Annotated in this window: 13 protein-coding genes and 1 pseudogene; 6 read left to right on the top strand and 8 right to left on the bottom strand. The window is 60.8% G+C overall.

Features of this window, described 5'->3' with window-relative positions; translation table 11 throughout:
• Nucleotides 1-47: 47 nt before the first annotated feature.
• Both ACX12D_RS35255 and ACX12D_RS35260 read left to right on the top strand, forming a co-directional pair.
• Nucleotides 48-1,721, top strand: coding sequence for an AMP-binding protein (locus ACX12D_RS35255; protein ID WP_459377254.1), 1,674 nt, complete (start codon nucleotides 48-50; stop codon nucleotides 1,719-1,721).
• A gap of 66 nt (nucleotides 1,722-1,787) precedes the next feature.
• Nucleotides 1,788-3,548, top strand: coding sequence for an acyl-CoA dehydrogenase C-terminal domain-containing protein (locus tag ACX12D_RS35260; RefSeq protein ID WP_459377255.1), 1,761 nt, complete (start codon nucleotides 1,788-1,790; stop codon nucleotides 3,546-3,548).
• A 178-nt stretch (nucleotides 3,549-3,726) separates the two neighbouring features.
• On the opposite strand, the gene ACX12D_RS35265 is transcribed toward ACX12D_RS35260, so the two are convergent.
• On the bottom strand, nucleotides 3,727-4,323 hold the full coding sequence (locus ACX12D_RS35265; protein WP_459377256.1) for a TetR/AcrR family transcriptional regulator: 597 nt from the start codon (nucleotides 4,321-4,323) through the stop codon (nucleotides 3,727-3,729).
• A 106-nt stretch (nucleotides 4,324-4,429) separates the two neighbouring features.
• Here ACX12D_RS35265 and ACX12D_RS35270 point away from each other — a divergent pair, with 106 nt between their 5' ends.
• Complete coding sequence (locus ACX12D_RS35270) at nucleotides 4,430-5,314, top strand: NAD(P)H-binding protein (protein ID WP_459377257.1); 885 nt, start codon at nucleotides 4,430-4,432, stop codon at nucleotides 5,312-5,314.
• Between the two features lie 228 nt (nucleotides 5,315-5,542).
• On the opposite strand, the gene ACX12D_RS35275 is transcribed toward ACX12D_RS35270, so the two are convergent.
• The 3 genes from ACX12D_RS35275 to ACX12D_RS35285 form a co-directional block, all read right to left on the bottom strand.
• Nucleotides 5,543-6,412, bottom strand: coding sequence for an AraC family transcriptional regulator (locus ACX12D_RS35275; RefSeq protein WP_441641172.1), 870 nt, complete (start codon nucleotides 6,410-6,412; stop codon nucleotides 5,543-5,545).
• Between the two features lie 406 nt (nucleotides 6,413-6,818).
• Nucleotides 6,819-7,742, bottom strand: coding sequence for a beta-keto acid cleavage family enzyme (locus ACX12D_RS35280; protein ID WP_459377258.1), 924 nt, complete (start codon nucleotides 7,740-7,742; stop codon nucleotides 6,819-6,821).
• Between the two features lie 343 nt (nucleotides 7,743-8,085).
• Nucleotides 8,086-8,457 (bottom strand): tautomerase family protein, encoded by a 372-nt coding sequence (locus ACX12D_RS35285; RefSeq protein ID WP_045242993.1) that lies wholly within the window; start codon nucleotides 8,455-8,457, stop codon nucleotides 8,086-8,088.
• A gap of 1,060 nt (nucleotides 8,458-9,517) precedes the next feature.
• On the opposite strand from ACX12D_RS35285, the gene ACX12D_RS35290 reads away from it, so the two are divergent.
• From ACX12D_RS35290 to ACX12D_RS35300, 3 genes and pseudogenes are all read left to right on the top strand, one after another.
• Nucleotides 9,518-10,060, top strand: a complete 543-nt coding sequence (locus ACX12D_RS35290) for a DUF4158 domain-containing protein (RefSeq protein WP_459377259.1) — start codon at nucleotides 9,518-9,520, stop codon at nucleotides 10,058-10,060.
• Nucleotides 10,059-10,711: pseudogene (locus tag ACX12D_RS35295) on the top strand (DUF3363 domain-containing protein); the annotation flags it as partial. The gene ACX12D_RS35290 and the pseudogene ACX12D_RS35295, both read left to right, overlap by 2 nt.
• Before the next feature lie 334 nt (nucleotides 10,712-11,045).
• A complete protein-coding gene (locus ACX12D_RS35300; RefSeq protein ID WP_459377260.1) occupies nucleotides 11,046-11,975 on the top strand; it encodes an AraC-like ligand-binding domain-containing protein in 930 nt (309 codons plus the stop codon).
• A 193-nt stretch (nucleotides 11,976-12,168) separates the two neighbouring features.
• Here ACX12D_RS35300 and ACX12D_RS35305 read toward each other — a convergent pair whose 3' ends face one another.
• The 4 genes from ACX12D_RS35305 to nthA all read right to left on the bottom strand — a co-directional run bounded on the left by ACX12D_RS35305 (nucleotide 12,169) and on the right by nthA (nucleotide 15,819).
• Nucleotides 12,169-13,068, bottom strand: coding sequence for a transporter (locus ACX12D_RS35305; protein ID WP_459377261.1), 900 nt, complete (start codon nucleotides 13,066-13,068; stop codon nucleotides 12,169-12,171).
• A 137-nt stretch (nucleotides 13,069-13,205) separates the two neighbouring features.
• Entirely contained in the window at nucleotides 13,206-14,453 is a 1,248-nt protein-coding gene (locus ACX12D_RS35310; protein WP_459377262.1) for a GTP-binding protein, read from the bottom strand.
• Nucleotides 14,450-15,160: a nitrile hydratase subunit beta gene (gene nthB, locus ACX12D_RS35315; protein WP_459377263.1), complete on the bottom strand. Its 711-nt coding sequence runs from the start codon at nucleotides 15,158-15,160 to the stop codon at nucleotides 14,450-14,452. Before nthB ends, ACX12D_RS35310 begins: the two co-directional genes overlap by 4 nt.
• A gap of 59 nt (nucleotides 15,161-15,219) precedes the next feature.
• Nucleotides 15,220-15,819, bottom strand: a complete 600-nt coding sequence (gene nthA, locus ACX12D_RS35320; RefSeq protein ID WP_459377264.1) for a nitrile hydratase subunit alpha — start codon at nucleotides 15,817-15,819, stop codon at nucleotides 15,220-15,222.
• Between the last annotated feature and the right edge of the window lie 3 nt (nucleotides 15,820-15,822).

Below are 15,822 nucleotides of genomic sequence, written 5' to 3' on the forward strand. Positions count from 1 at the left end.
AACAACCCTGGGGTCTAACCAGGGTATAACAACTGAGAGACATCAATATGGAAACCAGACGCTGGCATAGCTCCTATCCGCCCGGGATACCGCTTGAAATTGATGTGGACGCGACAGCGACACTGGGGTCCATGATTGCAGGCGCGGTCGCCTCGTTCTCCACGCGTCCTGCGGTAACCTGCCTGGAGGAATCACTTAGTTACGCAGAGTTCGGCATTCTGTCTGAGGCGCTTGCGACTTTCCTGCAGCAGTCAGGATTGAGAAAGGGGGATCGTGTAGCGTTGATGCTGCCAAGTTGCCCCGCTTTCCTGATAGGCTTTGCAGCGGTATTTCGAGCAGGGATGGTGGCGGTTCCAGTCAACCCACTGTATACACCGCGTGAATTGAAGCATCAGCTACAGGATTCTGGCGCCACCTGCATTATCGTCGCCGACCAACTGCAGCCGTCGCTGCAGCAAGTGCTGGAGGAAACCAGCATTGTTCAAGTGCTGACGGCACCGGTTGTTGGATTGAAACCTATTGTCGGTCAACTCGGGGCACTCACAAAAGACGCTGGCGCTGCTCAACAAGCCGGCACGACCGGTGGTCGCACGTGCCAACCTTTAGCCGACGCGCTTCTACAGGGAAGCAGGGGCAGTCTTTCCCCGGTCGCACAGACCGCTCAGGACATCGCCATTCTGCAATACACCGGTGGCACGACGGGTGTCTCCAAGGGAGCAGTCCTCACGCACAAGTCAGTTTGCGCGAGTTTGGCGCAAATTTTGACTTGGGTTGGACCACCGTTAGCAGGCTCGGAGGCATCGATGGTGACACCGCTGCCTCTGTATCATATCTTCCCGCTTGCAACTGCACTACTGGCGCTATCGCTCGGTTGTGAGAATCGCTTGGTTCCCAATCCGCGTGAGGCTGGTTCTGTGCTTGCTGAATTGAAGCGGCGGCCGTTTCAGATGCTTGTCGGGGTCAACACCTTGTTCAACAGCTTGGTGAACACACCGGAACTCATTTCCGTAGACTTCAGCGCTACCCGTTTGGTGATTGGTGCCGGGGCGTCAATCCAGGACGCTATTGCAAAGCGATGGCTCGCGGCCGGCGCTCCCCCTGTTACCGAAGCCTATGGTCTTACAGAGACCTCACCGAGCGCCACCTTCAATCCTCCTGGGCGAAGTGGGTCGATCGGTATTCCTGTTCCTTCGACTGACGTTCGCCTAGTAGATGAAAGTGGGCACGACGTCCCACTCGGTGTTGCAGGCGAACTTCTGATCAAGGGACCACAACTCTTCGGCGGCTATTGGAATCAGGAGGGCGAAACACGGAAGGCGTTCCTTGATGATGGCTGGTTCAGGACGGGCGACATCGTGGTCATGGACGAATTGGGATTCATGACAATGGTCGACCGCAAGAAGGACATGATTCTCGTCTCAGGCTTCAACGTTTATCCGAATGAGATCGAGGCAGTCGTCGCTATGATGCCCGATGTCCTCGAGGCCGCCTGTATCGGCGTGCCTGACGACCGTTCTGGCGAGGCCCCGCACCTCTTCATCGTGCCATGCAATATGGCGCTCACCACGGAACAAGTGGAGGCACACTGTCGCTCCCATCTTGCCGCCTACAAAGTGCCACGACACATTACGTTTGTCGATGCCCTGCCCAAATCAACGGTGGGCAAGATCCTGCGTAGAGACTTGCGTTCGCGCTTGGTTGCCGAGCAAAGCAATGCATAGCGCCCCGCTCAGCCCTTCTCGATTTCTCTCCGGCCAGCCATGCGGCTGCCAGCACACCCGGACCTTATGAACTACTATCACGCCCCCCTCCGCGATCTTCAGTTCGTGCTGCATGAGCTGCTCGACGTGTCCACCGGCTCCGAAATTGCCGATCCCGATACGATCAACCAGGTAATCGAAGCCGCAGGTCAGTTCGCTACAGAGATTCTGGCGCCCCTGAACGGCATTGGAGACCTCCAAGGCTGCACCATGCCTTCGTCAGGTGTGGTGACAACGCCTGAGGGATTTAAGAACGCGTACAGGCGATTCTCTGAGGCAGGCTGGACCGCACTGGCATGTCAATCGGAGCATGGCGGGCAGGGACTGCCGAACGCGGTCAATGCGGCAGTCATGGAGATATTCGCTGGTGCTAACATGGCCTGGGCGGCTTATCCGGGTATGTCGCAGGCGGCTTACACATGCCTGGCGGCAAATGGCTCGGACGCGCAGAGGGCGCTCTACCTGCCGAAGCTAGCTTCCGGCGAATGGGCGGGAACCATGTGTTTGACCGAGCCGCATTGCGGCACCGACCTCGGACTCTTGCGCACCCGTGCCGTACCGAATGCCGATGGCACCTTCGGCATAACCGGTACGAAGATCTTCATTTCGGGAGGGGAACACGACTTCACGGACAATATCGTCCATTTGGTACTCGCCCGGTTACCGGACTCGCCCGCCGGCGTCAAGGGTATCTCCCTCTTCCTTGTTCCAAAGTTCCTGGTGTCGCCTGAAGGAGATCTGGCCGAACGCAACGCAGTCACTTGTGGCTCCCTGGAGCACAAGATGGGCATCCATGCGAACGCCACCTGCACGATGAACTTCGATGGTGCAACGGGTTATCTGGTGGGCGAGCCAGACAAGGGGCTCGCGGCTATGTTCGTTATGATGAACCACGCGCGGCTCCTTGTCGGGGTCAATGCAATCGGGCTGATGGAGGCGGCGTACCAGAAGGCACTGGCCTATGCGAAGGACCGCACACAAGGAAGGTCCCCAACAGCATCGGCCCGTAACAGCCCGGCGGATCCGATTATCGAGCATGCTGATGTGCGCCGTATGCTGCTGACTCAGAAAGCCTATATCGAAGGAACACGAGCATTCGCGCAGTGGGCATGCCAGCTGGCCGACACCCAGCACTTCGGCGATGACGCCGGGATTCGGCATCAGGCGGCAGAACTCTCTGCCCTGGTTACACCGATCGTTAAAGCGTTCAGCAGCGACCTCGCCGTCGAATGTACCAGCCTGGCAATGCAAGTCCTTGGTGGACATGGCTATATCGTGGATAACCAGGTCGAACAGCATCTTCGTGACGCACGTATCATCCCGCTCTACGAAGGTGCCAACGGCATTCAAGCCATGGACTTCCTTGGACGCAAAGTTCTCCTCGACCAGGGCACACGGCTGGAGATGTTCCTTGCACTCGTCACGGAGTTCATCAACGCGAATGCCGATAAACCAGTCCTGCGGGAGTTCACCGCCCCGCTTTCGAGCGCGACCGATGTGTTGAGGAATGCGACGCACGAAGTATCGATGCAAGCCAAGGCGGATCCTCACGCCTTGGGAAGCGTTGCTGCATCATACCTTCGGCTTGCCGGTCATGTCGGTCTAGCATGGATGTGGGCACGTATGGCTGCGATCGGGCTCGTCAACGCCGCCTCTGCCGATCCGATCTATGCATCGAAAGTCGCGACGGCGCGCTTCTATTTCAAGAAGCTGCTACCCGAAATAGAATCTCTGGCAGCGGCGATCGCCGCCGGCTCCGGTCCGATCATGGAGCTTGATTTCGGCTAACGCCTCCACTTTCGCTATGGTCTGTTTGGCGGCTGCCGCACCAGAATCGGCTGCCGCCAGGACATACAGAGTTTGCTCCATATCTGGGCGCCGAAGAAGTTTGGCTCTGAAACCGAGCGCAGCATGGGTAAATATGACAATGCCGAGTTCCAATTCTGGATCTTGATCCCGTATAGGCTCAAGATCTCGTTTGTCCGACTCCGGCCGCCGGCCACGCCAACATCACAACGGCGATCATGCGGTCCAATTCGCCCCTGCTAGCACCCGCCTGCGGCAAATTCAAGATCGATTGCATCACGCCGAGAAAATACCAAGCCAGCGCAGCGACATCTGCATCAGTTGGCAGTTCGCCATCTGCAATTGCTTCCCGAAGCAGACCTTCGAGCAGATCGCGCTGCTGACTCATCCCCGAGAGCGCCGCCTCCTGCCCTGCTGCCGGCAGATCGACTAGCTCGGCACAGCTTCGTGTGAGCAGGCAACCAGGGGGGCGACGGGACCCCATCGGCAGCAGCCCCCGTAGCAGCGCCTCGAGCCGCGCACGGGCACTGCCGCCCTCGTATGACTTCATCCTCCGTAGCACCCGATCCGTATAAGTTGCAAGTGCCATCTGGAACAGGCCATCTTTGTCCTTAAAACGTTGGTAAAGGCTTGAACGCGATAGTCCGGTCGCTTCCGTCAACACGTTGATCGATGTAGCCGCGTATCCGTGACGCCAGAAGGCATCCAGGGCTGCATCAATGACGGCACCTTCGTCGTATTGCGGCTTACCACTCATTGAAATACCCTTTGACAAATTGGACCGATCGTTCCAAGATATGTGAACCGATCGTTCCAAGATATGTGGATCGTTCGTTCCATGATACATCTTAGAGGCACTAACCATGATCAACCCCACCAAAGCTAAGATCAGGAAACCTCGGATCGCCATCGCGGGGGCAACAGGACGCGTTGGCGCTACATTGACGACGTTGCTCGCCGCCGACCCAATCGACCTGGTCGCGCTAACGCGCCAACCCAGCACAGCGCGACTGCCCGAAGGGGTGATCCCATTCGAGGTCGACTTCAAACGTGCGGACACGCTTGAGGAGACCCTACGCGGCGTCGACCGGCTCTTCATCGCGCACGGCACCTCCCTCGAACAGGTCGCCAACGAAATCGCGTTGATCGATGCAGCAGTTGCATCAGGCGTTCGGCACATCGTCAAACTGTCCGCCCTTGGTCCCGCGACCCGACTTCTTCCCATCGCTTGGCACATGCAGATCGAAGCGCATTTGGCACAGCAGCCGATCGCATCTACCGTCTTGCGCCCTAGCACTTTCAGCCATGTGCTCAAGCGTCTGGGGCCACACATCGCCGCCGGTTCCTGGGCCGGCGCCGCGGGTAACGGGCGTGTGAACTTCATCGATACCCGCGACGTTGCTGACGTGGCCCGCATTGCATTGCTCGAGGAAATCGAGCCGGCGTCGCAACGTGCGTACCACCTGTCTGGTCCACGTGCGTGGACCATGAACCAGGTGGCAGAGGAGTTGGCCCGCCTACTTGGACATCCGGTTACTTACGTCGAACGTTCGCCTGCCGAGCAGAGAGAGGCTCTGCTCGGCGCCGGACTTGCTCCGCTCGTAGCCGATCTTTTGGTTGGACTCGACCAAATGTTCCGTGAGTCTGTGATCGCCGAAACGACCTCGACGGTCGAGGAACTGACCGGAAAGGCCCCACGTTCGTTAACGGAATGGTTGACCGACAACCTAGACGTTTTTCGAGCGTGAGCTCTCCATCGGTTGGTGTCCCAGGAAGTGGGGTAAGTCTTGTGCCACTCGCTGCGCGGCAAAGCGCGTAGGGCGTCGCCCGAAGCTGCTTGCCGCGCAGCGACCATTTCGTTCTGGGTGGCCATCGTGAAGTCTGGATTAGTTTGATGTGCGATCCACCGAACTTTGTCCTTGAAGAAAATCACGATGACCAACGCCACTACGGCACCCCGGGGGCCGCTTAACGCATTAGCGCGTCGCTGCCCTGCGAAAATCAGACGGCGTGACGCCGGTCGCCTTCTTAAATGCGGTGCTGAAGTGCTGAGCGTGGCTGAAGCCGCAATCCAGGGCGACTTCAGTTGCGGTGCGACGAGGATCCAAGAGGAACTCTTTGGCCCGCTCGAGACGCAAACCGTACACAAAGCGCAATGGCGTCTGCCCGGCACTTTCTCGAAAAGCCCGCATGAAATGTCGGGGACTGACACCGGCAACTTGCGCCAAGCCCTTGATTGTGAACGGTCGCGACAAGTCGGCCTCGATGTAGTCGATAACGCGCCGCAAGCTGCTAGGTGGGAGGCCACCGCACGGCCGAATGGCGGCTCGCTGGCTGCCGTCGACCCGCGCCAGGAGGGCGAGTGCTTGCATTGCCCAGCCTTCGGCGAACAACCCGTAAAGGCTGTCTGCATTGCGCGCCTCACGGCATAGGACCGAAAGTCCACGTTGGAGATCTTCGTTGCCAAAGGCAATCAACGGCCGATTGAAGTGGCAGCCGGCTTCGGCGGCAATGGCCGGGTCCAGGAAGACCACCGTGTAGTCGAAGCACGGTGCTACGTCGAACTCGCCTTCGACCGAAATCGAGGCCGGGAACAGCGCAAGGTTTGTTCCTTGTGTTATTCCCGAGTGGATGCGGCGGCCATCGAGTTGCAGATGCAACTCTTTGAGGCCGTTACGAAACCAGAACAGCGCGAGCCGCGGTTGACGAAAACGCCAAGAGATGGGCCCGGTGGCCCGACGCGCAAGGACTTCGACATGGGTGGTGCGCGAGTCAACAATGGTGCCGGATATGAGATCGCCCCCAACCTCGCGGTATTCAGCTTGTGAGTCAAGGTGACCATGCATTTCTAACCTCCACTTCGTCCTTACGTCCAGCCTCATTGTGCGCGCAGCCGATTAGCCTCGCAAGCGAATCAGTCGCTGGTGACGACCCCTTATGGGGAGGGTCGCTGACGCATGGACGTCAACCGCGTTCGCTTTGCCCCCGCGCATCGTGCACCTTGGCTCGACTCGTGCTGGTCTGAAGCAATAGCGATGCGATGAGCCAAGACAACGGGCCCGCGAGGGGCCCGGCATCAAGCACAGTGGATCGGCGATTTAGGTCTAGCCGATGGCGTCGCCACATCTCGGTGAAAGGCACTGCTGGCCGATTGCAGCGTCGGCCACACCGGCGCGCCTGATCTCGGCGCTCACCCCCATGGACCTCGCAACGCGATTTGCTTGGCAAAAAACGCCGCCCCTGTTCCTTCTCTCAGAACTTGACGTTCCCAATGCCCTTCAATTGCAAGATTTCCCGGGCTTCGTTTGGGCTGGCGATTTCGAGTCCAAGCCCCTCGATAATCTGGCGCGCCTGCCGCACCTGTGCGGCATTGCTCTCGGCGAGCGTGCCCCGTCCAAGCCACAGGCTGTCTTCCAATCCGACGCGCACATTGCCGCCCATACTGGCAGACATTCCTGCAAGGCGAAGCTGATCTTTGCCTGCCCCCAGCACCGACCAGTGATAGTCATTGCCGAACAACCGATCGGCCGTCCGCTTCATGTGCAACACGTCGTCAGGATGCGTGCCAATACCTCCCAGGATGCCGAACACGGTCTGAACAAAGAACGGCGCCTTGACCAGACCGCGCTCGACGAAGTGCGCCAAATTGTAGAGGTGGCTGACGTCGTAGCACTCGAATTCGAAGCGCGTGTCGTTGGCGGCACATTGCGCTAGGGCGTATTCAATATCCTTAAAGGTGTTTCGGAAAATCAGGTCACGACTGGCTTCGAGCGCTTCGCGCTCCCAGGCATGCTTAAATTCCTTGAAACGCGCCAGCATTGGGAACAGCGCGAAGTTCATAGAGCCCATATTGAGTGAAGCCAACTCGGGCGCAAAGCGCATTGACGGCTGAATGCGCTCCTCGATCGTCATGTAGGGCGAGCCGCCACTTGTGATATTTAACACTGCATCGGTGCGTACCTTGATTTGCGGCAAGAATCGGCCAAATGCATCCGGGCTCTGGTCCGGCTTGCCCGTGACAGGATCGCGAGCATGAAGGTGAATGATCGCGGCGCCCGCCTCGGCCGCGCCGACAGAGGCTTCAATGATCTCCTCCGGTGTGACCGGTAGATACCGTGACATTGAGGGCGTATGAATCGCACCGGTGACAGCACATGTGATGATGACTTTGCTCATATATGAATCAGGAAGTCCGCATCAGGCGGCTTGCATCCGCTGTTGCCAGCTTAGGGCGGGTTGACTTCATTGACTTGTCTTCTCCTATCTTCGGTACGAGGTTCGGGATGCGGCGGGGCCGATACCTCGCCCCGGGTAGTCCGAGCATGGCGCGCGCTGGTTGAATCGAATGGCATGGCGCAAGCACTCTTCGAGCCTCATGGCCGGCGAACCGCCGGGCGTTAGATTCACGACTCAGTTGGAGCGCGCCCGGACCGCTGCGGGATCGGCTCGAGTCGCTCGGTAGTGCGGTCCGGCTGGCAGGTTCTGGGTCGCCGGCATGCAGATGCACGATGGCCGGACCTCACACGCGAGGGGCTTCGGGCAGGCGTTCACCGCCGCGCACGACGTATTTGGCGGGATACAGTGTGACGAGAACCTCGACTTCGTCTTCCGTTGCCCCGGTGCACGCGCTCCAGATCGAGCTCACTTTTTTGGCCAGCGATAGTATGGCGCCGTCGCTGCGCCCATCACGTATGTGGCAGAAGATCAGCGTTTCGGAAGTGGGCTCTCCCGAACGGTAGAGGTTGTCGGGCGTGGCTTCATGGAATACGACGCTAATCAAGTCGAGTGGCGAAAGGATGATCTCCCTGATCGCGCTCGTGAACTCGCTGGCGATCTTGGCCTTGACGCCAGCTTCGATTCCGACCTTGCATTCGCAAACAATGATGGGCATGTTGTGTCTCCGTGAAAATAGGACTGCTGAGGCCTCAGTCTCTCGGAACGTCGCCGCTGGTGATTGCATTGGGGTGCCACCACTTGCTTGGAAGTGCCATGACATGCGGTCGTGCCGCCGGTCCTCCGCTAGACGCTCGGGCGCCGCAGGAGCGGCTGACGGCAGCTTTGGCACAAGCTGGCGGCCTGTTGTGAGGAATCGGAATTCGCCGGACGATTCCCAAAAAATCAATGACTTAACTATTTCCATCGCGACTCGGCCGTCTGGACTGCCGTGAAGAGACGCGCGAAATAGCCAGACTGCGCTGCAGGCGCTTTTTTTCGCACATGCTTCGCTCTCCGTTCCATCTGCGAAGTGCTCGTTATCATGCCCTACCACCCGGCTGCCCACCGCCTCTTAAGGCGGGCCGAGTCGCGCGCGATAGCGTCGAGCAGGCACAGGTCGGTTTGGCGAAAGCCAGGCGCAGTTCAGCTGAAATAGCTTCAGATTTGAGCGTTGCCTCCTGGCGCTTCAATCGAAGCGTCCAACAGACGGCGTTTCCGCAACAGGTGTTGGAGGCGGTCAATATCACTCCAGTCCGGGATCGTTGACGGCTTTCAACGCTATCACTCTGTGACTTGGTTAGGTAGGTAAACGCCACTTCAAGGGAGGATGGTCCGATATGGATAGATTGACATCTGCGTGCAATGAGTTCGCCAGCGCTACGGGCATCGCAGACGCGGAAGCGTGGCGAGAGCTGATGTTCAAGTTTGCTAACGCAGGCAGTGCGCCACCGAGGGACCCGGCAGCTGTGGCGGAAGACTTTCTCTCTGGGGTGAGGGACGGGTCCATGTCCGTTGCCGTGGATGTCCACAACGGTTTGCAGCTATTCGGACGCCTGGATTGACGCTGAAGGTACCGCCTTCGAGTGGCTTGCTCGCCACCCGCGTCCATGTCGATAACTATTCTTATCAGCATGAGGATTCGGAATGCAAAATTGGTCGGTTCAAGATTGGGTCAGACTGATTTCCAGCGAAATCAACTGCTTGGCTAAGGCTAGGTTGGTCAGCCGTAGCGCGGGGTGCCGCGAGAGCTCAGCAGTTTCGAATTGCAGACGTTCTTCACATACAGCCACGCCGAGCACGAACTGATCGGGCGACGGCGCGGCCCAAGGATGAAGCTGGCCCTGGCGCTGCACATTGGCTTTTTGCGCATGAGCGGCTGCCTATTGGATGCGTTCAGTATCCTGCCACCAGTACTGCTTCGCCACCTCGGCACGGAACTCGGTATCAATACGCCGGATCTGGCGTCCTTGCGGGCGCTCTACGCGCGTGGGCGATCGCTCTCCGACCATCAACTGCTGGCCTGCCAGACGCTCGGGTTTCGTCGGATAACGGTACGTCAACGTCGAGCCCTTGTGCGGGCGCTGCGCGACGAAGTGCTCCATTGCGCCGATCGGGACCGACTGCTGTCATATGCGCACCAGTGGCTGTGTCAGCATCGACTGATCATCGCGCATGAGCGCGCCATCCGAAGCCTTGTCGCAGCGGCATTGACCGAGCTTGAGGCCGGTGCCTGCGCCTGGATCCATTCGGCGGTACCTCCCGCGACATGGCGAAGATGACTATCCCACCGGTGCGGTGGTGGAGGTGTGTGGTTCCGCCGAGGTGCGCGCCGCCGACAAGAACATCGCCGCGCTGGCGAGCGATGGCCTGTACCGTACCGCACCGATCATCACCTGGCGATCGAGCAAGGCCGGGCCAAGGCTGGCCGTGATCCTCAGGAGGATGTCGCGGCCCATGTTCGTCGGCTGGAAGCCCTGCGGCGGGCCGGCATCGTGGAGCGCGTGGCCGAAGGGCTATGGAAGGTGCCGGATGACTTGGCTCGACTAGCAACTGATCGGCGGTGGCCGAGGACTGGGCGGCCTGGGCTTTGGCGGTGAGGCGAAACACGCCATGCAGCAGCGTGCCGACTTCCTGGCCGAATAGGGGCTGGCCGAGCGCCGGGGCGAGCGCGGGATCCTGGCGCGCAACCTGCTGGCGACGCTGCGCAGTCGGGAACTGGCGCAGGCCGCACAGGACATCGCGACCGACACCGGGCAGGAGCATCATCCCGTGGCCGATGGCCAACGCGTGGCCGGCATCTACCGGCGCAACGTCATGCTGGCGAGTGGACGCTATGCCGTGCTCGACGCACGGTATGGGGTTTTCGCTGGTTGCGCGGCGGTGGTGTGTCGTGGGAAATTGGGCAATCGAGAGGAAGGTCTATCAACTAAAGGCTCCGCCGGTGAATTTGGCGGCTTGCCCTCCCAGCCCAATCGCTAGGCATGCCCTTACTCCCTCCCGTGGTGCACCCTCGCGCAAGGCTGGTGCATTAGTTTCGCGGGATACTCTCGGCCAATCGCGCACGAGAATGTAACCATGAGCAAGGAAGGATATTCAACCCATTGATTCTGAAATTGAAAACGCAAGTACATGGAAGCGCGCCTGCCCCCGCAAGACTGCAACCCATAGGAGCGATAAATGGCACGCATTTTGCCTAGTACATTCAAAGACTAATTCACTGTTCCGGGTTGTCGCGCGCCCACCGAAATGAGTGAGGTGTATTCCATGAGTAGTGCCCAGTATTCCACGACGATCGTCACCGCTCCTCAGCGCTTCGAATTCTGGAAGGAAGTGGTCTGTCGCCATTGCATCCCGGCCGCCAGTCAGCCACTAGCCGACTGTGATTTCGATGGCCGGCTAAGCGTGCGCTCCCTGGGCACGTTGGACATTTGCACGTTATCCGCTCCGGTGCATCGCTGGGATCGATCCCCACGGCATTTACGCACCGGACCGGACGACGACCTGTGGCTCGGGTTCAGCCATGAGGGTTACGGCCAGCTTGAACAAGACGGCCGGCAGGCGGTTCTGGGACGGGATCGCCTCTTTCTTTACGATGCTTCGCAGACCTTCCGCTTCAGCTTGGGCGGCGATAACCATCTGGTGCGCATCCCTCGCCATCTGCTGAGTACTCGGCTACCCGGTGTGGAGCATTTGACCGCCATGGTGCTCGACGACCAGCGTCCTGGTGTCGTGCCGCTGCGGGAGATGCTACGCCAGGCGGCTTCGGCAACCGTGGGATTGGAGAATGCGGCTATTTCCGGACGTTTCTCCCAGACGCTGCTCGACCTGTTGGTGATCAGCCTGGAGTTGCAGGACATGGATCAGGTTCATGCCGAGCGTGACCTCTACGGTCGAATCATGAACTACATCCTCCGGAATCTCAGCAACCCGGAGTTGAACCTGGAGCACATCGCCAACGTACACCACGTTTCCACGCGCACCGTCACCCGGGCTTTCGCACGCCACCAGAAGTCCCCGATGTCGGTCATCAGGCAGGAGCGACTTCAGGCCAGCCGCGAAGCGATCGAGCGAGGCAATGTGCACAGCGTCGCTCAGGCCGCGATGGACTTCGGCTTTTCCGACTTCAGCCATTTCAGCCATGCGTTCCGCAAGGCCTTCGGCACCTCGCCGCAGACGCTGCTCCGCCGGCATTGATCCCTTGAGACGTCCGATGCTTTTCCGGCGTGCCCGGTTTGTTTCACTGGGTGCTGTCGGGCTGCGCATTTCCCGACCACGATGCGACCAAGCCTGTCGAGCGAGCTTTGCAGCAATGCGGTTGGTCGGCCGCAAGCCGACTCGGGCGGTGCAGGCGGACGACCCCCGACCGCCGGCTTCGGCAGCAAGTTTCTCAGAAAAGCTTCATCAGTCGTATTGTCACGCGCAGGTCTTCCTTGAAGCCTCCGCTGACCTCAATGTCGCGCTGCGCCAGGGCCTGGAGCTGAACGGTGGGAGTAACGAACTTGGAGACTTCCAGGCGCAGTTGATCGGCCTTCGTCGCCTGTCCGGTATCGACGCCGTCCAGGCGTTGCCTGCCGCCCCATAGCTTGGAGTAGCCCACCGCGAATGACCAGCTCTTGTCCGCTGGCGGTGCATAGGTGAGCCAGCCCTGGAACTGGTAGCTGTTGTCCTGCTCGAGCCGGCCCACGCCGGTGCCCGAGGCGTCGTTATTGCGGCCGTACCACATCACGTCTGCCGAAAGCTGGGTCGCGAAGCCCCCGCCGAGTTGCTGCACTCCGCCGACCTGCAGGTCGAGCTTCCAGCGGTTTTCCCCGACGTTGAGCGTGCGGCCGGCGTCGTAGGACCCGAGTGGGACATAGAGGTAGGGAACCACGGCGAACGTGGTGCTCGGCGTATTGACCAGCCAGACTGGCGCGGCCAACACAGGGTCGGCTGCGCCGCTGGCCGAGTCCAGGTGGGCGCCGCCGAGAGAACCATCGTAGAGTCGGCCATAGGGCAGGAGCACCTGCGGAGCGACAATGAAACCGCCAATGTCCATGTAGTGGACGTAGCGAAAGATGCCGACATTGGACTTCAGCCCCGTGCCCTCGCGCAGCGTCGATCCGCTGGTGGGTGAAAAGCTGTCCCGGCTGGCGTAGGTGAAGTAGCCGAGTATGGCATTGGTTCTGGCCGGCGCCGGGATGAGGTCTTGCGAGTTGAGGTCAGCCGCCTGGGCGGCGCCGCAGATCAGCCAGGAAGCAATGGCCGTCAGGGTCGCTCGCAGCGTTGCGTGCCGAGGTGAATTGCGCATGTCAGTTTCCGTTTCTATCGTTTTGATGGTGGCGAGGATGCGGACTGCGCGATGCGGCCCGCCCGAGGCCGTTGCTGGGCTCCTGCGTCGGGTGCTATGCAGAATCGAACGCGTGGGAAGAGCCCTTCCCGATCGCGCTAACCTGCCGGGGCGGTGGCTCCGGCCTCATAGTCGCGAGCGCCGGGCAGGCTGTCCCAGAAACCGGGACCGGCCTCAACCTCGGCCATGCTCAGCAGGCAGGTGTCGAGTTCCTCGCGCAGCAAGTCCCAGTCGATGTCCTGGCCAATAAAGACGATCTCCTGGCGGCAGTCGCCGGCGTGCTCGTCCCATTTCTCCAGGATGCCCTGACGGCGATAGTCGTCCTGCGGCCAGTCTGATTGCGGGATGAAGCGCCACCAGCGGCCGACATTGCCCCACTGGAAGCGACCGCCGGTCTGGACCAGCATGCCGATGTCCAGGTACCGGTTGGCGGTCCAGATGTAGCCCTTGCAACGCAGCAGGCGTCCATTGCTCCAGGCGCGCCCGAGCCAGTCCATCAGGCGGCCGGGATTGAACGGCACCCGCTCGCGGTAGACCCAGGACGCGATGCCGTAGGTGTCGGACTCCGGTGGGCGCTCGCCGGCCGCGAGGTGCTGCATCCAGCCCGGCGAATTGACCAGGCTGGGCAGGTCGAAGCGGTGCGTGTCCAGCACCTGGCCAAGGTCGATGCGGCCCATTTCCATCGGCAGGATCTCGGCAGTCGGGTTGAGCCGGGCCAGCAGCGCCTTGAGCTCGGCGAAGCGCGCCGCGCCGATCACGTCCAGGCGGCTGACCAGGATCACGTTGGCGTACTCGACCTGCTCGATGAGCAGGTCGGACAGCCTGCGCGGCTGGCCGTCGCCACCCTCCTGTGCCTCGACCGGTTCGTGCGCCGACAGCTGCTGCTCAAAGGTCTCGCCGTTGACGACCGTGACCAGCGTGTCGAGCCGCGCCAGCTCGCTCAGGCTGAAGCCGGCGCTGTCGAGGAAGGCGAAGGTCTCGGCCACCGGCATGGGCTCGGAGATGCCGGTCGATTCGATCAGCAGGTAATCGAAGCGCCCCGAGCGGGCCAATGCGCTGACCTGCTCGAGCAGGTCGCCGCGCAGGGTGCAGCAGATGCAGCCGTTGCTCATCTCGACCAATTCGTCGCTGCCGCGATGCAGTTCCACGCTGCGCCGCACATCCTCGGCGTCGATGTTGACATCGCTCATGTCGTTGACGATGACCGCCACCTTCATACCGGAGCGGTTGCGTAGGATGTGGTTGAGCAGAGTGGTCTTGCCCGAGCCGAGAAATCCCGAAAGCACGGTCACCGGGATCCTCGGCACCTCGCTGTTCTGCAGCAGTCCAGGTGCCGCGGGCCTCATAGCGGAATGCCTTCCTGTGCCGGCTGGGCGGCGGGCTTGCTGGCGGCCTCGAGTACGTCGGTTTCCTGCGGAACCTTGTCCAGGTAGCCCTCGAACAGATCCACCACAACGAAGCCGTCGTCGCAGGCATCGCCCCACACGTCCTTGTTGCTGAACTCCACGTGGTAGGTAGGCTGCAGCGCCGCGCTCTTGTCGCCATGACCGATCGCGTCGGGGAAGGGCCACTTCTCGGTGGTGCGATGCAGGATCACGCCTTCCTTGCCGCGCACGTAGCCTGGCGCACGGATGTGGCCGGTGACATGCTCGTCGCGCACGATCACGCGGTCGCCGACTTCAAAAGGCGGGCGGCCGGTGATGGCCGGGCGGCCCTTGGACTTGTACGGCATGGCGAGCTTGAAGTGCGAGCCCAGCGCGGCGTCCAGCTCCTCTTGCGTCAGCACGCCCTGTTCGACCATCAGCGAGGCCGTGGCGATGACGTAGCGCTCGTAGTACTTGGTGTTGGCCTGCTGGCGGACCTCGATGCGCTCGACCGCATGGCGCACCTCGTCGACGCTGAACAACTTCATGTGATCAGCGCCGAGGAACATCAGCGTGTAGGCCAAATGCTCCCAGTCGTCCTTGAAAACAGGCTTGTAGCTCAGGCTGTTGATGGTGTGGGGAATCCGGCCGAAGCCCTGGACACCGCCGAGATCGTGAAAACCGTCCATAGTTGAATCTCCTGGTAGAAAAAAGAAGGGGTGGGGGAAGAAGAAGCGCGATGGATGGTTCAATTCACGCGGGGCAGCGCCACGCCGATCAGCACGTCCTTGGTGACCAGCTTGCGTAGCTCCTCTTCGCTCCAGCCGTCGGTACCGGACGGGCGCATCGGCAGCACCAGGTAGCGGGTTTCCGCCGAGGTGTCCCACACCTTCACCGCCATGTTGCCGGGCAGCTCGGTGCCCAGTTCGCGCAGCACGGTGCGGCCTTCGCGCACCAGGCGCGCGCGGAACTCGAAGCCCTTGTACCACTCCGGCGGCAGGCCCAGCACCGGCCAGTTGGTGCAGGAACAGAGGCTGCAGACGATGACGTTCTTCAGCGTCGGCGTGTCCTCCAGCGCCACGATGTACTCGCCCTGCGGGCCGGTGTAGCCGAACTGCTCGCAGGCGGCGGTGCCGTCGCTGAGCAGCAGCGCGCGGTACTCGGGGTCCGTCCAGGCTTTGGCCACGACCTGGGCGCCGTTGGCCGGATCGAACTTGTTGGCCAGCAGATCGGTCAGGCCCTCGATATAGCCATCCGGAATCAGGTTCTTGTCCTTGAGGACCTTGTGCAACGCCCACGCCCGTTCGCTGGGGGTGGAGGTCTGTGCGGGGGAAGCATGAGCATTCATGGT

Source organism: Cupriavidus sp. PET2-C1 (genome assembly GCF_054515855.1).

Coding starts and splice junctions, on each gene's coding strand:
- ACX12D_RS35255 (WP_459377254.1), top strand. CDS start 48: ATGGAAACCAGACGCTGGCATAGCTCCTATCCGCCCGGGATACCGCTT.
- ACX12D_RS35260 (WP_459377255.1), top strand. CDS start 1,788: ATGAACTACTATCACGCCCCCCTCCGCGATCTTCAGTTCGTGCTGCAT.
- ACX12D_RS35265 (WP_459377256.1), bottom strand. CDS start 4,323: ATGAGTGGTAAGCCGCAATACGACGAAGGTGCCGTCATTGATGCAGCC.
- ACX12D_RS35270 (WP_459377257.1), top strand. CDS start 4,430: ATGATCAACCCCACCAAAGCTAAGATCAGGAAACCTCGGATCGCCATC.
- ACX12D_RS35275 (WP_441641172.1), bottom strand. CDS start 6,412: ATGCATGGTCACCTTGACTCACAAGCTGAATACCGCGAGGTTGGGGGC.
- ACX12D_RS35280 (WP_459377258.1), bottom strand. CDS start 7,742: ATGAGCAAAGTCATCATCACATGTGCTGTCACCGGTGCGATTCATACG.
- ACX12D_RS35285 (WP_045242993.1), bottom strand. CDS start 8,457: ATGCCCATCATTGTTTGCGAATGCAAGGTCGGAATCGAAGCTGGCGTC.
- ACX12D_RS35300 (WP_459377260.1), top strand. CDS start 11,046: ATGAGTAGTGCCCAGTATTCCACGACGATCGTCACCGCTCCTCAGCGC.
- ACX12D_RS35305 (WP_459377261.1), bottom strand. CDS start 13,068: ATGCGCAATTCACCTCGGCACGCAACGCTGCGAGCGACCCTGACGGCC.
- ACX12D_RS35310 (WP_459377262.1), bottom strand. CDS start 14,453: ATGAGGCCCGCGGCACCTGGACTGCTGCAGAACAGCGAGGTGCCGAGG.
- nthB (WP_459377263.1), bottom strand. CDS start 15,160: ATGGACGGTTTTCACGATCTCGGCGGTGTCCAGGGCTTCGGCCGGATT.
- nthA (WP_459377264.1), bottom strand. CDS start 15,819: ATGAATGCTCATGCTTCCCCCGCACAGACCTCCACCCCCAGCGAACGG.